Genomic DNA, 15,315 nt, shown 5'->3' with positions numbered 1-15,315 from the left:
GATTAAGGCGTTAAAGTTTTTTGGCTTTTTCCACGGCTTCTTCGATGGAACCAACCATGTAGAACGCCTGCTCTGGCAGGTGATCGTATTCGCCTTCCATGATGCCTTTAAAGCCACGGATGGTGTCTTTCAGGGAAACGTATTTACCTGGAGAACCGGTGAATACTTCCGCAACGAAGAACGGCTGGGACAGGAAGCGCTGGATCTTACGCGCACGTGCTACCACCAGTTTGTCTTCTTCAGACAGTTCATCCATACCCAGGATGGCGATGATGTCTTTCAGTTCCTGATAACGTTGCAGCAGGGACTGTACGCCACGCGCGGTGTCGTAGTGCTCCTGGCCAACAACCAGTGGATCCAGCTGACGGCTGGTGGAGTCCAGCGGGTCAACGGCCGGGTAGATACCCAGAGACGCGATCTGACGGCTCAGTACCACGGTTGCATCTAAGTGAGCAAAGGTGGTGGCTGGAGATGGGTCAGTCAAGTCATCCGCAGGTACGTATACCGCCTGAACGGAGGTGATAGAACCAGTTTTGGTAGAGGTGATACGTTCCTGAAGAACACCCATCTCTTCCGCAAGCGTAGGCTGATAACCTACCGCTGAAGGCATACGACCCAGCAGTGCAGATACTTCAGTACCGGCCAGGGTGTAACGGTAGATGTTATCAACGAACAGCAGAACGTCACGGCCTTCGTCACGGAACTTCTCAGCCATCGTCAGGCCAGTCAGCGCAACGCGCAGACGGTTTCCTGGTGGCTCGTTCATCTGGCCGTAAACCAGGGAAACTTTGTCCAGAACGTTGGAGTCGGTCATTTCGTGGTAGAAGTCGTTACCCTCACGAGTACGCTCACCTACGCCCGCAAACACGGAGTAACCGGAGTGCTCGATCGCGATGTTACGGATCAGCTCCATCATGTTTACGGTTTTACCTACACCCGCACCACCGAACAGACCGACTTTACCGCCCTTCGCGAACGGACACATCAGGTCGATAACTTTGATGCCGGTTTCCAGCAGTTCCTGAGAGCTGGACAGCTCTTCGTAGGAAGGTGCCGCGCGGTGGATAGCCCAACGCTCTTCTTCACCGATGTCGCCTTTCATGTCGATTGGTTGACCCAATACGTTCATGATACGACCCAGTGTTGCTTTACCTACCGGGACTTCGATCGGGTGCTCAAGGTCTTTTACTTCCAGACCACGACGCAGACCGTCGGAAGAACCCATGGCGATGGTACGCACGATACCGCCGCCGAGCTGCTGCTGAACTTCCAGCACCAGGCTCTCGTTACCATTCTGTACCTCAAGCGCGTCGTACACGCGTGGTACGGCGTCCTGAGGGAACTCGACGTCCACCACGGCGCCGATTACCTGGACAATCTTTCCAGTAGCCATCTTGAATCCTCTACGTAATTCGTAAACCTGGTTAAACCGCGGCGGCCCCCGAGACGATCTCGGTGAGTTCCTGAGTAATGCTGGCCTGACGAGCTTTGTTGTAAACCAACTGCAGCTCTTTAATCAGGCTGCCGCCATTATCGGTCGCGGCTTTCATCGCCACCATTCGTGCGGCCTGCTCGCTGGCCAGGTTTTCTACAACGCCCTGATAAACCTGAGATTCAACGTAACGACGCAGCAGGGTATCCAGCAGCGGTTTCGGATCGGGTTCATACAGGTAATCCCAGGCTTTCTGTTTCAGCTCGTCATCTTCTGATGCCGGTAACGGCAGCATCTGAGTGAGCGTAGGCACCTGAGACATGGTGTTAATAAATTTGTTGCTGACAACGTACAGTCTGTCCAGACGGCCTTCATCGTAGGCCTGCAACATCACTTTAACCGGGCCGATCAGTTCGGACAGGGACGGGTTATCACCCATACCGGTCACCTGAGCGACAATGTTGCCACCAACGGAGTTAAAGAAAGAGACGCCTTTAGAGCCAATCAGTGCCAGATCGCACTGAACGCCTTTATCGGACCAGCCTTTCATATCCGCCAGCAGTTTTTTGAACAGGTTAATGTTCAAGCCGCCACACAGACCACGGTCAGTCGACACCACCAGGTAGCCCACGCGCTTAACGTCGCGTTCTTCCAGGTAAGGGTGCTTATATTCCAGATTACCGTTTGCAAGGTGACCAATCACTTTGCGCATGGTCTCTGCATAAGGACGGCTGGCCGCCATGCGATCCTGCGATTTACGCATTTTGGAAGCGGCGACCATCTCCATCGCTTTAGTGATCTTTTGCGTGTTCTGGACGCTTGCGATCTTACTACGTATCTCTTTTGCGCCGGCCATGAGCTTCTCCTCAATGCCAGACGGCTTGTCCTGAGACAAGCCGCCGGACGATTACCAGGATTGGGTTGCTTTGAAGGAATCGAGGATAGCTTTCAGCTTGCCTTCGATTTCGTCGTTATAGCCACCGGTCTGGTTGATCTCTTGCATCAGCGGAGCGTGATCACGGTCGACGTAAGCCAGCAGAGCGGCTTCGAAGCTACCGATTTTCGCCAGTTCCACATCTTCGAGGTAACCGCGTTCAGCCGCGAACAGTACCAGGCCCTGCTGAGCAACAGACATTGGCGCGTACTGTTTCTGCTTCAGCAGCTCGGTCACTTTCTGACCGTGGCTCAGCTGTTTACGGGTTGCTTCGTCCAGATCGGATGCGAACTGAGAGAACGCAGCCAGTTCACGATACTGTGCCAGCGCGGTACGGATACCACCGGACAGTTTCTTGATGATCTTGGTCTGAGCAGCACCACCCACACGGGATACGGAGATACCCGGGTTAACCGCCGGACGAATACCGGAGTTAAACAGGTTGGTTTCCAGGAAGATCTGACCATCGGTAATGGAGATTACGTTGGTCGGAACGAACGCAGAAACGTCACCCGCCTGGGTTTCAATGATCGGCAGCGCGGTCAGAGAACCCGTTTTACCCTTCACTTCACCTTTGGTGAAGTTCTCGACGTATTCCGCGTTAACGCGGGAAGCACGCTCCAGCAGACGAGAGTGGAGGTAGAATACGTCGCCCGGGAATGCTTCACGTCCTGGTGGACGACGGAGCAGCAGGGAAACCTGACGATAAGCAACAGCCTGTTTAGACAGGTCATCGTATACGATCAGCGCATCTTCACCGCGGTCACGGAAGTATTCGCCCATTGCGCAACCGGCGTATGGTGCCAGGTATTGCAGTGCAGCAGATTCAGACGCGGTTGCTACCACAACGATGGTGTTAGACAGTGCGCCGTGCTCTTCCAGTTTACGAACCACGTTGGAAATGGTGGACGCTTTCTGGCCGATAGCCACGTACACACATTTGATGCCGGAGTCACGCTGGTTGATGATGGCGTCGATTGCCATCGCGGTTTTACCGGTCTGACGGTCACCGATGATCAGTTCACGCTGACCACGACCGATTGGGATCATGGCGTCAACGGACTTATAACCCGTCTGCACTGGCTGATCAACTGACTGACGGTCGATAACGCCTGGTGCGATAACTTCGATTGGGGAGAAGCCATCGTGCTCAACCGGACCTTTACCGTCGATTGGCGCACCCAGGGTGTTAACAACGCGACCCAGCAGGCCACGGCCAACCGGCACTTCCAGAATACGGCCAGTACACTTAACCTTCATGCCTTCGGCGAGGTCAGCGTATGGACCCATCACAACGGCACCTACGGAGTCGCGCTCCAGGTTCAGTGCGATAGCGTAACGGTTACCCGGCAGGGAAATCATCTCACCCTGCATACAATCGGCCAGGCCGTGGATGCGGATAACACCGTCACTTACAGAAACAATAGTACCTTCGTTGTGAGCTTCACTCACAACATTGAACTGAGCAATGCGCTGCTTGATCAGTTCGCTGATTTCGGTGGAATTCAGTTGCATGCTCCAGTCCCCTTAAGACTGCAAGACGTCTGCAAGGCGCTCAAGACGGCCGCGTACGCTGCCATCAATGACCATATCACCCGAGCGGATGATTACGCCTGCCATTACAGACTTATCGATTTTGCAATTCAGCTTAACTTTGCGTGACAGACGTTTTTCCATCGCGGCGGTGATTTTCGCAAGCTGTTCGTCACTCAGTTCAGTCGCGGAAGTTACTTCAACTTCAGCGGTAGCTTCACTAAGGGCACGTAAGTGCTCAAACTGCTCGAGAACATCCGGGAGCACACGGAGACGACCATTTTCCGCCATCACCTTAATCAGGTTCTGGCCGTTGGCATCCAGTTGCTCTCCGCACACGGCGATAAACGACGCGGCGAGGGTTTCAGGCGCTAACGCACCAGAAAGCAACTCGGCCATTTGTTCGTTTTTCGTCACCTCAGCGGCAAACGCCAGCATATTCTGCCAGCGATCGACATTTTGGTGTTCGACAGCAAAGTCAAAAGCTGCTTTGGCGTAGGGGCGAGCTACCGTAACAAATTCAGACATCAGCCCCTCCCTCCTTACAGTTCAGCGACAAGTTTGTCCACGATGTCGCTGTTAGCAGCTTCATCCACGGAACGTTCGATGATCTTCTCGGCGCCAGCAACAGCCAGAATCGCAACCTGCTTACGCAGTTCTTCACGAGCACGTTTACGCTCAGCTTCAATTTCAGCCTGAGCCTGTGTCACGATCTTAGTACGTTCCTGTTCTGCTTCAGCTTTGGCTTCGTCCAGGATCTGAGAACGGCGTTTGTTAGCCTGTTCAATGATTACCTGAGCTTCAGCTTTCGCTTTTTTCAGCTGGTCTGTCGCGTTGGCCTGTGCAAGGTCCAAATCTTTCTTAGCGCGTTCTGCGGAAGCCAGACCGTCAGCAATTTCTTTCTGACGTTTTTCGATGGCAGCCATTAAAGGCGGCCATACATACTTCATGCAGAACCAGACAAAGAGAATAAACGCGATGGCCTGGCCGAGGATTGTTGCGTTCATGTTCACAGCACAATACCTCTTAAATTTCTGTGGCTTGGGGTTTTAAAACAACTACTACGCGACAGCAAACATCACGTACAGACCCAGACCTACAGCGATCATTGGGATTGCATCCACCAGACCCATAACGATAAAGAACTGAGTACGCAGCAGAGGAATCAGATCAGGTTGACGCGCTGCGCCTTCCAGGAATTTGCCCCCGAGGATGCCGATACCGATCGCAGCACCGATAGCCGCCAGACCCATCATCACAGCGGCAGCCATGTACAGCAGATCCATATTCAGGTTTTCCATGACAGTCTCCAGTTTGTTTCAATTAAAACGTAGTAGTGTTGGTAAAAAATCAGTGCTCTTCAGACGCCATCGACAGATAGACGATCGTCAGAACCATGAAGATAAAGGCTTGCAGCGTAATGATCAGGATGTGGAAAATGGCCCATGGCACATTCAGAATCCACTGTGACCACCACGGCAGAAGACCCGCGATCAGAATGAAAATCAGCTCACCCGCATACATGTTGCCGAACAGTCGCAGACCCAGTGAAACAGGTTTGGACAGCAGGCTAACGCCTTCCAGGATCAGGTTGACCGGAATAAACGCCCAGTGGTTGAACGGCTGCAAGGTAAGCTCTTTCACAAAGCCGCTTACGCCTTTCATTTTGATGCTGTAGAACAGAATGAGGATAAATACGCCCAGCGCCATCGACAGGGTGATGTTCACGTCGGCAGACGGAACCACGCGCAGTGCAGGCAGGCCGAGTACGTGCTCACCGATCCAAGGTAAGAAATCGATAGGCAGGAGGTCCATCAGGTTCATCAGGAAGACCCAAACGAACACGGTCAGGGCCAGCGGAGCAATCAGTTTGCTCTTACCATGGTACATGTCTTTCACGCTGCCATGGACGAAGCCGATGATCATCTCGATGAACGTCTGGAATTTCCCTGGAACACCGCTGGTCGCCTTTTTAGCAACGCTACGGAACATGGCCAGGAACAGAAGACCCAAAACCACCGAGAAGAACATGGAGTCGATGTTGATCGTCCAGAAGGTGGCCGGGGGGTTATGTGGATCCACCAGCGAGAATGTACGCAGGTCCAACTGAAGGTTATTCAGATGGTGACCTATGTAATCCTGCGGCGTCATATTTTCTGAAGCCATGATGCCTTTTACCCTTTGTTATTGATTACAGCTGGAGCCAGAACTTGTACCACCAGCACCAAAACCCACGTTGCTATCAGCGGCATGAATACCACTTTCAAAACCGCCAGCGCCATCACCAGTAGAGCAAAGGTCAGCAACACCTTACACACTTCGCCGAGAGCGAAGGACCAGGCCACGCGGCCTTTGGCAGGTGTATGCGCCTGATGACGCCAGGCAAAAATCATAAACAACACGTTTGGCAGAACCACCGCCAAACCTCCGCACGCGGCGGAGATGCCCCAGAAGGGGTCTTTGAGGCTAAACAGCAGTCCACTTGCTATCACAGCCAGAAACTGAATGAACAGAAGCTTACGAGCAACGTTTCTACTCAAGAGCGACACAGACATCACGTTTTTACTCCTGCTCCCTTCGAGGTATGCCGCGTGTCGTATAAAACGTCCTTTAAGGCTCAGAGTCAAGCATCAAAAAGCGGTCAAATTATACGGTGCGTACCCGTGATTTCAAACATTAAGTAGCGAAAAGGTGAATAAATGTTTAAATATTTTTCCCCAGTCCTATTTTTCAACTTTTGACCTAAGCGTTGACCTTCAGGCAAAACTGCAAACAGCGCGGAAACGTTGGTGATAAAGCGTGCACGAGATCACAAAATACACATTTGCGATAAAGTGGTATTTATCAAAGACGTAAAACGATTAATTTCATCTGCATGAAATTAAAGCAAAAAAACCGCAACTATTTTTAAAACAGAGCCGTATACAACAAAAACCTTTTATTGACATTCTTAATAAATATTTAACATTCCATTCTTGTTGCTTTTACCCACTTTTAGCAGACTGATAATTTCATGGTTGACTATCCTCTGAGTGAACGAATCACGTCAGGTTAACCATAAGAAAATCCATGGTAACAACAAGGTTAAATTAACGACGACCAAATCAGACTGAATGTGCTGCTTTTTAACACGATCAGAACAGCACAAATTCCACATTTTTTATTAATTTTTTAAAAAGTGTTTGGCTTAATTATCACCAGATGACGCTCACCTTCGAGCTGAGGGATCTGGAGTTTCTCAATGGATTCGACAACAAAACCGTCCGGAAGCTGCTCGATTTCGTCCCCCGGAAGTTGCCCTTTCAGAGCATAAAAACGCCCCTTCTCCGCTGGCAGGTGTTTGCACCAGCTCACCATGTCATTGAGTGAGGCAAACGCGCGGCTGATAACACCGTCAAACGGTGGCTCTGCCGGGAACTCCTCTACCCTGCTCTGTACGGGCGTAATGTTTTCCAGCTTCAGCTCATGCTGAACCTGGCGTAAAAAGCGTACGCGCTTGCCCAGGCTGTCCAGCAGCGTGAAATGACTCTCCGGTCGAACAATAGACAACGGAACGCCCGGCAAGCCCGGACCGGTGCCCACATCGATAAAACGTTCACCGTTCAGATACGGCGCCACGACGATGCTATCGAGAATATGGCGAATCAGCATCTCGTTGGGATCGCGTACGGAGGTGAGGTTGTACGCTTTATTCCATTTGTTCAGCATATCGACATAGGCCACCAGCTGATTTTTCTGGTGATCGGTGAGCGAAATACCTGCCTGTTCCAGCAGACGAGAGAGTTTATTGAGCACGGTGGATACCTGTTGAGAAACTTAAGTGGCGGGTGGCGCTTCGCTAACCCGCCCTACGGGTTCAGTAGGCCCGGTAAGCGCAGCGCCACCGGGCTATTTACAGAGCATTACGCGCTACGGCGCAGCATGCCCTGCTTTTTCAGCCACACCAGCAGAATCGAAATCGCGGCAGGTGTGACGCCAGAGATACGTGAGGCCTGGCCAATCGACACAGGTTTGTGATCGTTCAGCTTAGCGATCACTTCGTTGGAAAGGCCCGTCACCTGACGGTAGTCCAGCATTTCCGGCAGCAGCGTGTTTTCGTTGCGCTGCTGTTTTTCGATCTCATCCTGCTGACGCGCGATGTAGCCTTCGTACTTCACCTGAATTTCGACCTGCTCGGCCGCTTCAGCGTCTTCAAGGCCCGGTGCGAACGCCGTCAGTTTGACCAGATTCTCGTAGGTGACTTCAGGACGGCGCAGCAGATCTTCCCCACTGGCTTCGCGCGACAGCGGTGCTGTTAAGTGAGCATTCACTTCAGCAGCAGTTTCCGCCTGCGGATTCACCCAGGTGGTTTTCAGGCGCTGACGTTCCTGTTCAATGCGTTCCAGCTTCTCGTTGAAGCGCGCCCAGCGCTCGTCATCCACCAGACCCAGCTCGCGGCCCACCTCGGTCAGACGCAGATCGGCATTGTCTTCGCGCAGCATCAGGCGATATTCCGCACGAGAAGTAAACATGCGGTACGGTTCTTTGGTCCCCAGCGTGCAGAGATCGTCGACCAGAACGCCCAGGTAAGCCTGAGAACGCGCCGGTGCCCAGCCCTCTTTCTCGGCAGAGAAGCGAGCGGCGTTCAGACCGGCCAGCAGCCCTTGCGCGGCAGCTTCTTCGTACCCGGTGGTGCCGTTAATCTGGCCTGCGAAGAACAGACCCTGGATGAATTTGCTTTCCAGCGTCGGCTTCAGGTCACGCGGATCGAAGAAATCGTACTCAATAGCGTAGCCAGGACGAACGATCTTCGCGTTTTCCATGCCCTGCATTGAACGCACAATCTGCATCTGCACGTCGAACGGCAGGCTGGTGGAGATGCCGTTCGGGTAAATTTCGTTAGAGGTCAGCCCTTCCGGTTCGAGGAAGATCTGGTGCTGATTACGATCGGCAAAGCGCATCACTTTGTCTTCGATAGACGGGCAATAACGCGGGCCGATCCCTTCGATCACACCAGCATACATTGGGCTGCGATCGAGATTATTGCGGATCACGTCATGGGTTTTTTCATTGGTGTGCGTGATGTAGCACGGCACCTGCTGCGGATGTTGCGCCGCATTGCCCATGAACGAGAACACCGGCATCGGGTTATCGCCGTGCTGCTGTGCCAGCACGCTGAAATCAATGGTGCGCGCATCAATACGCGGTGGCGTGCCGGTTTTCAGGCGGCTTACGCGCAGCGGCAGCTCACGCAGACGACGAGATAACGGAATTGACGGCGGATCGCCAGCACGACCACCGCTGTAATTGTCCAGACCAATATGGATTTTACCGTCCAGGAATGTCCCGACCGTCAGCACTACCGCTTTTGCGCGGAATTTGAGACCCATTTGGGTCACGGCGCCAACAACACGATCGTTTTCCACGATAAGATCTTCTACCGCCTGCTGGAAGATCATCAGGTTCGGTTGGTTTTCCAGCGCGGTGCGCACAGCCTGACGGTAAAGCACACGGTCTGCCTGTGCACGGGTGGCGCGAACAGCCGGACCTTTACTCGCGTTTAGTATCCTAAACTGGATGCCTGCATGATCGATCGCTTTCGCCATCAGGCCGCCAAGTGCATCCACTTCTTTTACCAGGTGTCCTTTCCCAATGCCGCCAATCGCCGGATTACAGGACATTTGTCCCAGCGTGTCGATATTGTGTGTCAAAAGCAGGGTCTGCTGACCCATTCGCGCTGCGGCCATTGCGGCCTCAGTGCCTGCGTGACCCCCGCCAATGATGATGACGTCAAAAGGATCCTGATAAAACATGGTGGTCTGCCTCGCGTAAAGCGGTATGAAAATGGATTGAAGCCCGGGCCGTGGATTCTACTCAACTTTAGTCTTTCGAGAAAGCATTGGGATCCTGGGCTATTAAAAAGAAGATCTTTTTATTTAGAGATCTGTTCTATTGTGATCTCTTATTAGGATCGCAGACCTTTGTGGATAAGTCCGATCCCATAAATAAGATCATGCAGTTAGGAAGGATCGTTTGCTGTGAATGAACGGTGATCCTGGACCGTATAAGCTGGGATCAGATCGCCACTTTATACACAGGTCAAAAACTAAACCAACGTTGTTATTTGGATAACTACGGCTTAATACGAGCTTTTAACCAGAGTTATCCACATCTGTTCGCACGATCTTTAATCGTTTTTGAGTAAATTTTTCCATTCCGCGAGCCAGATCTCGGCTGGATCTTCGGGAATATCATGATCGAGGATGTTGATCTTCAGCGTTTCACCCAGCTGTTTTGCTCCGCAGGCGGTCACCGCAGCTTCTACTTTCTCTATGGCGCCACAGAAAGTGTCATATTCACGGCTACCTATCCCCACAGCGCCAAACCGGACGTTTGACAGATCGGGCTGTTGTTCCAGCAGTTCGTCATATAAAGGTTGCAGGTTATCTGGCAGATCGCCCGCGCCGTGCGTGGAGGTGATCAGCAGCCAGACCCCGTCAGTCGGGAGATCTTCCAGCAGCGGTCCGTGCAGCGTTTGTGTAGAAAAGCCCGCGTCTTCCAGCTTCTCAGCCAGATGTTCCGCTACATATTCCGCACCGCCCAGGGTGCTGCCGCTGATAAGAGTAATGTCCGCCATTGATCGCTCGCTCAGATAAAGAGGCGGCCATTGTACGCTGTGAACGAGCTGGGATCTACCTGTGGAAAATGTGGGAATGAAATTGCCCGATCACGGGCGGATAGTACGCATGATCGGGTTTTGCAGGGAGATCAGGGTTTCAGTGGACTGAATTTCATCGATTGTTTGGATCTTGTTGATAAGTACCTGCTGGAGGGCGTCAATGGATCGGCACATGACCTTTATAAAGATGCTGTAGTGCCCGGTGGTGTAGTACGCCTCGGTGACTTCATCCAGCGCGTTCAGTTTCTCCAGCGCGGAGGGGTAATCTTTGGCGCTTTTCAGAATAATGCCAATGAAGCAGCAGACGTCGTAGCCGAGTTGCTTCGGGCTGACATCAATGCGTGCGCCGGTGATAATCCCGGCCTGCTTCATTTTCTCTACGCGAACGTGAATGGTCCCCGGGCTGACGCCAAATTGTTTAGCCAGTTCGGCATACGCGGTGCGTGCGTTGGCCATGAGCGCTTCCAGAATGCCGCGGTCCAGATTGTCGATCTGATAATTTTCCATAGGTTTTTCTTATGAAGATTAATGATTCCTTCTATTCTAGCGTCTTATTTTAACGAATCAAAAGTGAAGGAGGCTTTTTGTTGATGAGTTATTGAATTAAGCGCCTGTTCTGTTGCTTAATCAGTATCAACAGGACGCAGGAGTATAAATAATGAAAACCGCTTACATCGCAAAACAACGCCAGATCAGTTTCGTTAAATCCCATTTTTCCCGCCAGCTGGAAGAGAAGCTTGGCCTTATTGAAGTTCAGGCGCCGATTCTGAGCCGCGTGGGTGACGGGACGCAGGATAACTTGTCTGGTTGCGAAAAAGCGGTACAGGTAAAAGTGAAAACACTGCCAGACGCCCAGTTCGAAGTGGTTCATTCCCTGGCGAAGTGGAAGCGTCAAACCCTGGGACAACACGACTTCAGCGCAGGCGAAGGGCTTTACACGCACATGAAAGCCCTTCGCCCCGATGAAGACCGTCTCTCCCCAATTCACTCTGTCTACGTTGACCAGTGGGACTGGGAGCGCGTAATGGGTGACGGCGAGCGCCACGTTGGCACGCTGAAGTCTACCGTTGAGGCGATCTACGCCGGGATCAAAGCGACCGAAGCGGCCGTAAGCAAAGAGTTTGGTCTGGCACCGTTCCTGCCGGAAACGATCCACTTTGTTCACAGTCAGGAATTGCTGAGCCGTTTCCCGGATCTGGATGCCAAAGGCCGTGAACGCGCGATTGCCAAAGAGCTTGGCGCGGTATTCCTGATCGGCATTGGCGGAAAATTGTCTGATGGTAAACGTCACGACGTCCGTGCGCCGGATTACGATGACTGGAGCACAGTGGGCGAAAGCGAATATGCTGGTCTGAACGGCGATATTCTGGTCTGGAACCCGGTTCTGGAAGATGCGTTTGAACTCTCTTCAATGGGGATCCGCGTGGATGCTGAAGCACTGAAGCGTCAGCTGGCCGTGACCGGTGATGAGGATCGTCTGCAACTGGAATGGCACCAGGCGCTGCTGCGCGGTGAAATGCCGCAGACCATCGGCGGTGGTATTGGCCAGTCTCGTCTGACCATGCTGCTGTTGCAACTGTCCCATATCGGTCAGGTGCAGTGTGGGGTCTGGCCGCAGCAGGTACGTGAGAGCGTCGGTTCTCTTCTTTAATTAACGTCGCCAGCGTCTGAGCAGGCGGCTACGCAACCCGGTATCAAAGCGCCAGATATGATCGAAGATGCGCATGATGCCGGGTTTTCCATGTGCAGACATCGCCACGGCATGGAAACGGTGCTGGTGCACGCGCTGCATCTCCTTCACTTTATTCACGACCTCGTCCGGCAGCCGCTGGGCAATAAAATCGGAAATCACCACCGCATCCGCGTCGTACCAGTCACCGCCCTGCATGCGCTCAATGATACTGCGAAAACAGCTGGCCAGATCGGTGCCGCCGCGAAAGCGCTGGCTTAAAAAGCGGATCGCCTGCTCCAGCCCCTGCGGGCTGGTCAGTTCATACCCCACCACTTCGCTGGAAAAGAGCATGATGTAGCAGCGACGACGATCGGCGAGCGCCACGCGCATCAGGGCCAGGCAGAACGCTTTTGCGCACTGTTCATTAAAGCCCCCCATCGATCCGGACGTATCGACGCAAACAATGAATGGGCCGCGCGGTTGCTCATCAAAATCCTGGTGCACCACCGGACGCTGGCTGATCTTCTCGCGCCAGGCTTCGCCATGCAGTCGATAGGTAATGAGCTGTTTTTCCACCAGCCGACGATAAAACTCATACTCCAGTTCGGTCATTCCCAGCGTGCTGAGTTCCGTTGGCAGCAGGCGCAGGATGTCATCGCTTTGCTGTAGCCCGTCCACCTGCTCCGGTACGGTGGAGGGTTCGCGTACCAGCGTTCGGAAGGTCTCCATCGGCGCATCTTTCTTTGGGACCGACCGGGCCTCCCGGGAGCGGCCGAGCTGTTCTGCGAGCTTCATCAGCTCCGGCTGTTGCGCCAGAAAGTCGCCGTACTTCACGATCAGCTGATAATCGCCCCGCTTTAACTGGCCGGCACTCATATCCCAGAGTCGACCAGCGGCGTTTTCATTCTCCACCAGCACCTGTTCTAACTGGCCGCTCAGGGTCATTCGCTCCTGGACCTCACTGAGCAACTGTTCGCGCTCTTCGTCCAGCAACTGCTGATTGAGGGCCGTGGCCTGGACCACAAGGCTCAGTCGCCAGCGCTGTAAAAACAGCGTATGCAGGGCGGAAGTGAAGCTGGGGTTGTCCGTGACCAGCGCTCTGGCCTGGCTGGCAAACGGGGAGTGAACGTTATCAAGCAGCGTCAGAGTTTGCTGTAGCTGGGCAATAAACTGCGGCGTTGAAAGCCGCTGGCACTGCTGGTAACCAGCCACTTCCTCTGTCAGTTCCGGTGGGACTTCCGTCTCCTTAAACCGCTGGCGCAGGTTATCGCGCCAGCGGGGAAGATCGTCCGTCATTGCTTTTCGGAGCTTCGGGAATTTTTCAAAGAAGGCCGCCAGCTGCGGTGAAGCGAGCAGGGTAATGACGACCTCTTCGATCAACCCTTCCTCGCTAACCGCCAGCATGACGTTAAGCGTGTCCAGCGTTAGCATTGACGCGCCTGTTTAATCTGCGCGCTGACATCCTGCAAGCTGGCTTCAATGCGACCTAACCAGTCGCTATGGATAAAGAGGCATTTCTGCTGCTCGCTGAAGCGGGTGTGCTGCTGATGCCATTCGTTATCCAGCGCGTCGAGCTGCTGTTTGATCTCCTCCGGCACAGTGTCGGAGGCCGTGCCCGGCAGAGCCAGGCGCGATCCCTGAAGGCTGACGTCGCGGATCACAAGGTGCTGGCTGCTGTCGACTTCCATCGACAACGGCTGTGCAAAGCCGATACCGTTGAGTTTACCGCGGATCTCACCGCCCTTATCCAGCCACTGAACCAGCGCAACGCGTTCGATAGTCACATGCACAACCTGCATATCATGAAGCTTCAGCGGCTGCTGAAGAAGAAGCGTTAGCGAGGCGTCAGTCAGCCCGGCTGGCAGTTCGTAGTGCGGTTTACGGGCAAACATCCCGCCAAGACGGTTCACCTTCAGCGCGGTTTTGTCACTTTGCTGCTGCTGGAGCTGAAGGCGACGTTGAGCAATCGCCCCCAGTTGATTAAGCATGGATTGCTGACCCCACGCGTGTCCGGTCATCAAAACGTCCAGCTGCTGCTGCATCAGATTCATCCCTTCTGCGTCATGCCACAGGCAGTCTTTCAGCAGGATCAGATCGATGGGAGCGACAGCATCGCGACCGCTAAACAGCGCGCTTGCCTGGAGCAGACGAATGGCTTTTTTCCAGCGACGATCGGAGACGTACGGCGCGGAGGGCAGTAAATCAAGCTGCTGGCGCAGCATGAAGATCAGCTCAAAAACGGGATCGGGCAGTTTTATCTTGCCGATCTCCTCCTGCCATTGGTGGTATTCCTCGTCCGTGACCTGCAATGACGCTGCCACCGGATTTTCGTTTTCATCCTGCTGGCTTACCAGCATAGAACGGAAGTTTGATTTATCCTGGACTTTATCCAGCCACAGGCGGATCAACATACGGTCATACAGCGCTTCCAGGCTGCTGTCGGCTTCGGGCAATTCGTTTGACGCGGCCACCAGCAGGCGCATGGGGATCTTCTCTTCGCTGGCGCCGTTGCGGAATCGGCGTTCGTTAATTGCCGTCAGCAGGGTATTCAGAATGGCCGGGCCGGCTTTCCAGATCTCATCAAGAAAGACGATTTCCGCTTCCGGGAGATAGCCCGCCGTCAGACGTTCATAGCGTCCCTCATCTTTTAGCGCCTGAATGGAGAGTGGGCCGAAAACCTCTTCCGGCGTGGAGAAGCGCGTCATCAAATACTCGAATGCGCGCGCGTTCTGGAAAGCGAATTTGAGGCGGCGTGCGATCAGACTTTTGGCAATGCCCGGCGGCCCCAGCAGAAACACGCTTTCCCCGCTCAGCGCCGCCAGTAAACAGAGACGAATGGCGTGGCTACGCTCGTAAAGGCCTTTTTCCAGCGCACTGCTAAGGCGGGAAATTCTTTCTGCTAATAAATGTGAGTGAGCCATAATAGTTTTGCATCCTTTCGCCGTCGTGGCGGCTAATTGAAGCGAGTATAGACGTTTCGGTCTGGCCTGGTAATAGGCTGAAGTGCGGCGCTATTTTCTTTGCGCTACATTAATGTGGCTGCATTTAGGGGTACGATTTTGCATTGAATCGTGCATACTGTGCGC

The 15,315-nt window shown here is 53.4% G+C and carries 15 protein-coding genes; 1 reads left to right on the top strand and 14 read right to left on the bottom strand.

All coding sequences use genetic code 11. The features are described from left to right. Nucleotides 1-10: 10 nt before the first annotated feature. The 12 genes from atpD to asnC all read right to left on the bottom strand — a co-directional run bounded on the left by atpD (nt 11) and on the right by asnC (nt 11,064). Nucleotides 11-1,393 carry a F0F1 ATP synthase subunit beta gene (gene atpD / locus RY075_RS23155; RefSeq protein WP_003862362.1) on the bottom strand — a complete coding sequence of 461 codons (1,383 nt, stop codon included), beginning with the start codon at nt 1,391-1,393 and terminating at the stop codon, nt 11-13. Nucleotides 1,394-1,424: 31 nt separating this feature from the next. Next, nucleotides 1,425-2,288, bottom strand: coding sequence for a F0F1 ATP synthase subunit gamma (gene atpG, locus RY075_RS23150; RefSeq protein ID WP_003862364.1), 864 nt, complete (start codon nt 2,286-2,288; stop codon nt 1,425-1,427). A 51-nt stretch (nt 2,289-2,339) separates the two neighbouring features. Continuing rightward, a complete protein-coding gene (atpA, locus tag RY075_RS23145; protein WP_003862367.1) occupies nt 2,340-3,881 on the bottom strand; it encodes a F0F1 ATP synthase subunit alpha in 1,542 nt (513 codons plus the stop codon). A gap of 12 nt (nt 3,882-3,893) precedes the next feature. Next, nucleotides 3,894-4,427, bottom strand: coding sequence for a F0F1 ATP synthase subunit delta (gene atpH / locus RY075_RS23140; protein WP_003862369.1), 534 nt, complete (start codon nt 4,425-4,427; stop codon nt 3,894-3,896). A gap of 14 nt (nt 4,428-4,441) precedes the next feature. Then, a complete protein-coding gene (atpF, locus tag RY075_RS23135; RefSeq protein WP_003862370.1) occupies nt 4,442-4,912 on the bottom strand; it encodes a F0F1 ATP synthase subunit B in 471 nt (156 codons plus the stop codon). Between the two features lie 48 nt (nt 4,913-4,960). Beyond that, nucleotides 4,961-5,200 (bottom strand): F0F1 ATP synthase subunit C, encoded by a 240-nt coding sequence (gene atpE / locus RY075_RS23130; protein WP_000429386.1) that lies wholly within the window; start codon nt 5,198-5,200, stop codon nt 4,961-4,963. 49 nt (nt 5,201-5,249) lie between these two features. Next, entirely contained in the window at nt 5,250-6,065 is an 816-nt protein-coding gene (atpB, locus tag RY075_RS23125) for a F0F1 ATP synthase subunit A (protein WP_003862373.1), read from the bottom strand. 8 nt (nt 6,066-6,073) lie between these two features. Next, nucleotides 6,074-6,454 (bottom strand): F0F1 ATP synthase subunit I, encoded by a 381-nt coding sequence (atpI, locus tag RY075_RS23120; protein WP_003862375.1) that lies wholly within the window; start codon nt 6,452-6,454, stop codon nt 6,074-6,076. Between the two features lie 616 nt (nt 6,455-7,070). Then, nucleotides 7,071-7,694, bottom strand: coding sequence for a 16S rRNA (guanine(527)-N(7))-methyltransferase RsmG (rsmG, locus tag RY075_RS23115; protein WP_003862377.1), 624 nt, complete (start codon nt 7,692-7,694; stop codon nt 7,071-7,073). A gap of 107 nt (nt 7,695-7,801) precedes the next feature. Next, a complete protein-coding gene (mnmG, locus tag RY075_RS23110; protein ID WP_003862379.1) occupies nt 7,802-9,691 on the bottom strand; it encodes a tRNA uridine-5-carboxymethylaminomethyl(34) synthesis enzyme MnmG in 1,890 nt (629 codons plus the stop codon). Nucleotides 9,692-10,065: 374 nt separating this feature from the next. Next, the gene (gene mioC / locus RY075_RS23105; RefSeq protein ID WP_003862381.1) at nt 10,066-10,515 is read right to left on the bottom strand and encodes an FMN-binding protein MioC; all 450 of its coding nucleotides are present in this window, start codon (nt 10,513-10,515) and stop codon (nt 10,066-10,068) included. A 90-nt stretch (nt 10,516-10,605) separates the two neighbouring features. Then, on the bottom strand, nt 10,606-11,064 hold the full coding sequence (gene asnC, locus RY075_RS23100) for a transcriptional regulator AsnC (protein WP_003862383.1): 459 nt from the start codon (nt 11,062-11,064) through the stop codon (nt 10,606-10,608). A gap of 151 nt (nt 11,065-11,215) precedes the next feature. Between asnC and asnA the strand changes: the two genes are divergently transcribed. Then, the gene (gene asnA / locus RY075_RS23095) at nt 11,216-12,208 is read left to right on the top strand and encodes an aspartate--ammonia ligase (protein ID WP_003862385.1); all 993 of its coding nucleotides are present in this window, start codon (nt 11,216-11,218) and stop codon (nt 12,206-12,208) included. Here the strand turns inward: asnA and viaA are convergent, their stop codons facing one another. Beyond that, nucleotides 12,209-13,660: an ATPase RavA stimulator ViaA gene (gene viaA, locus RY075_RS23090; protein ID WP_032660852.1), complete on the bottom strand. Its 1,452-nt coding sequence runs from the start codon at nt 13,658-13,660 to the stop codon at nt 12,209-12,211. Then, entirely contained in the window at nt 13,654-15,150 is a 1,497-nt protein-coding gene (gene ravA, locus RY075_RS23085) for an ATPase RavA (protein ID WP_003862389.1), read from the bottom strand. Before ravA ends, viaA begins: the two co-directional genes overlap by 7 nt. Nucleotides 15,151-15,315 lie beyond the last annotated feature (165 nt).

Origin of the sequence: Enterobacter sp. JJBC (assembly GCF_036936505.1) — a bacterium.
Taxonomy (GTDB): Bacteria; Pseudomonadota; Gammaproteobacteria; order Enterobacterales; family Enterobacteriaceae; genus Enterobacter; species Enterobacter hormaechei_C.
Note: the sequence above shows the minus strand (reverse complement) of the source record. Positions and strands in the feature narration are given on the sequence as shown.

Excerpts from the sequence above, each read along its gene's own strand:
- mnmG (WP_003862379.1), bottom strand. The coding sequence starts at position 9,691 with ATGTTTTATCAGGATCCTTTTGACGTCATCATCATTGGCGGGGGTCAC.
- asnA (WP_003862385.1), top strand. The coding sequence starts at position 11,216 with ATGAAAACCGCTTACATCGCAAAACAACGCCAGATCAGTTTCGTTAAA.
- atpE (WP_000429386.1), bottom strand. The coding sequence starts at position 5,200 with ATGGAAAACCTGAATATGGATCTGCTGTACATGGCTGCCGCTGTGATG.
- viaA (WP_032660852.1), bottom strand. The coding sequence starts at position 13,660 with ATGCTAACGCTGGACACGCTTAACGTCATGCTGGCGGTTAGCGAGGAA.
- asnC (WP_003862383.1), bottom strand. The coding sequence starts at position 11,064 with ATGGAAAATTATCAGATCGACAATCTGGACCGCGGCATTCTGGAAGCG.
- atpA (WP_003862367.1), bottom strand. The coding sequence starts at position 3,881 with ATGCAACTGAATTCCACCGAAATCAGCGAACTGATCAAGCAGCGCATT.
- mioC (WP_003862381.1), bottom strand. The coding sequence starts at position 10,515 with ATGGCGGACATTACTCTTATCAGCGGCAGCACCCTGGGCGGTGCGGAA.
- atpB (WP_003862373.1), bottom strand. The coding sequence starts at position 6,065 with ATGGCTTCAGAAAATATGACGCCGCAGGATTACATAGGTCACCATCTG.
- atpH (WP_003862369.1), bottom strand. The coding sequence starts at position 4,427 with ATGTCTGAATTTGTTACGGTAGCTCGCCCCTACGCCAAAGCAGCTTTT.
- atpI (WP_003862375.1), bottom strand. The coding sequence starts at position 6,454 with ATGTCTGTGTCGCTCTTGAGTAGAAACGTTGCTCGTAAGCTTCTGTTC.
- atpD (WP_003862362.1), bottom strand. The coding sequence starts at position 1,393 with ATGGCTACTGGAAAGATTGTCCAGGTAATCGGCGCCGTGGTGGACGTC.
- ravA (WP_003862389.1), bottom strand. The coding sequence starts at position 15,150 with ATGGCTCACTCACATTTATTAGCAGAAAGAATTTCCCGCCTTAGCAGT.
- atpG (WP_003862364.1), bottom strand. The coding sequence starts at position 2,288 with ATGGCCGGCGCAAAAGAGATACGTAGTAAGATCGCAAGCGTCCAGAAC.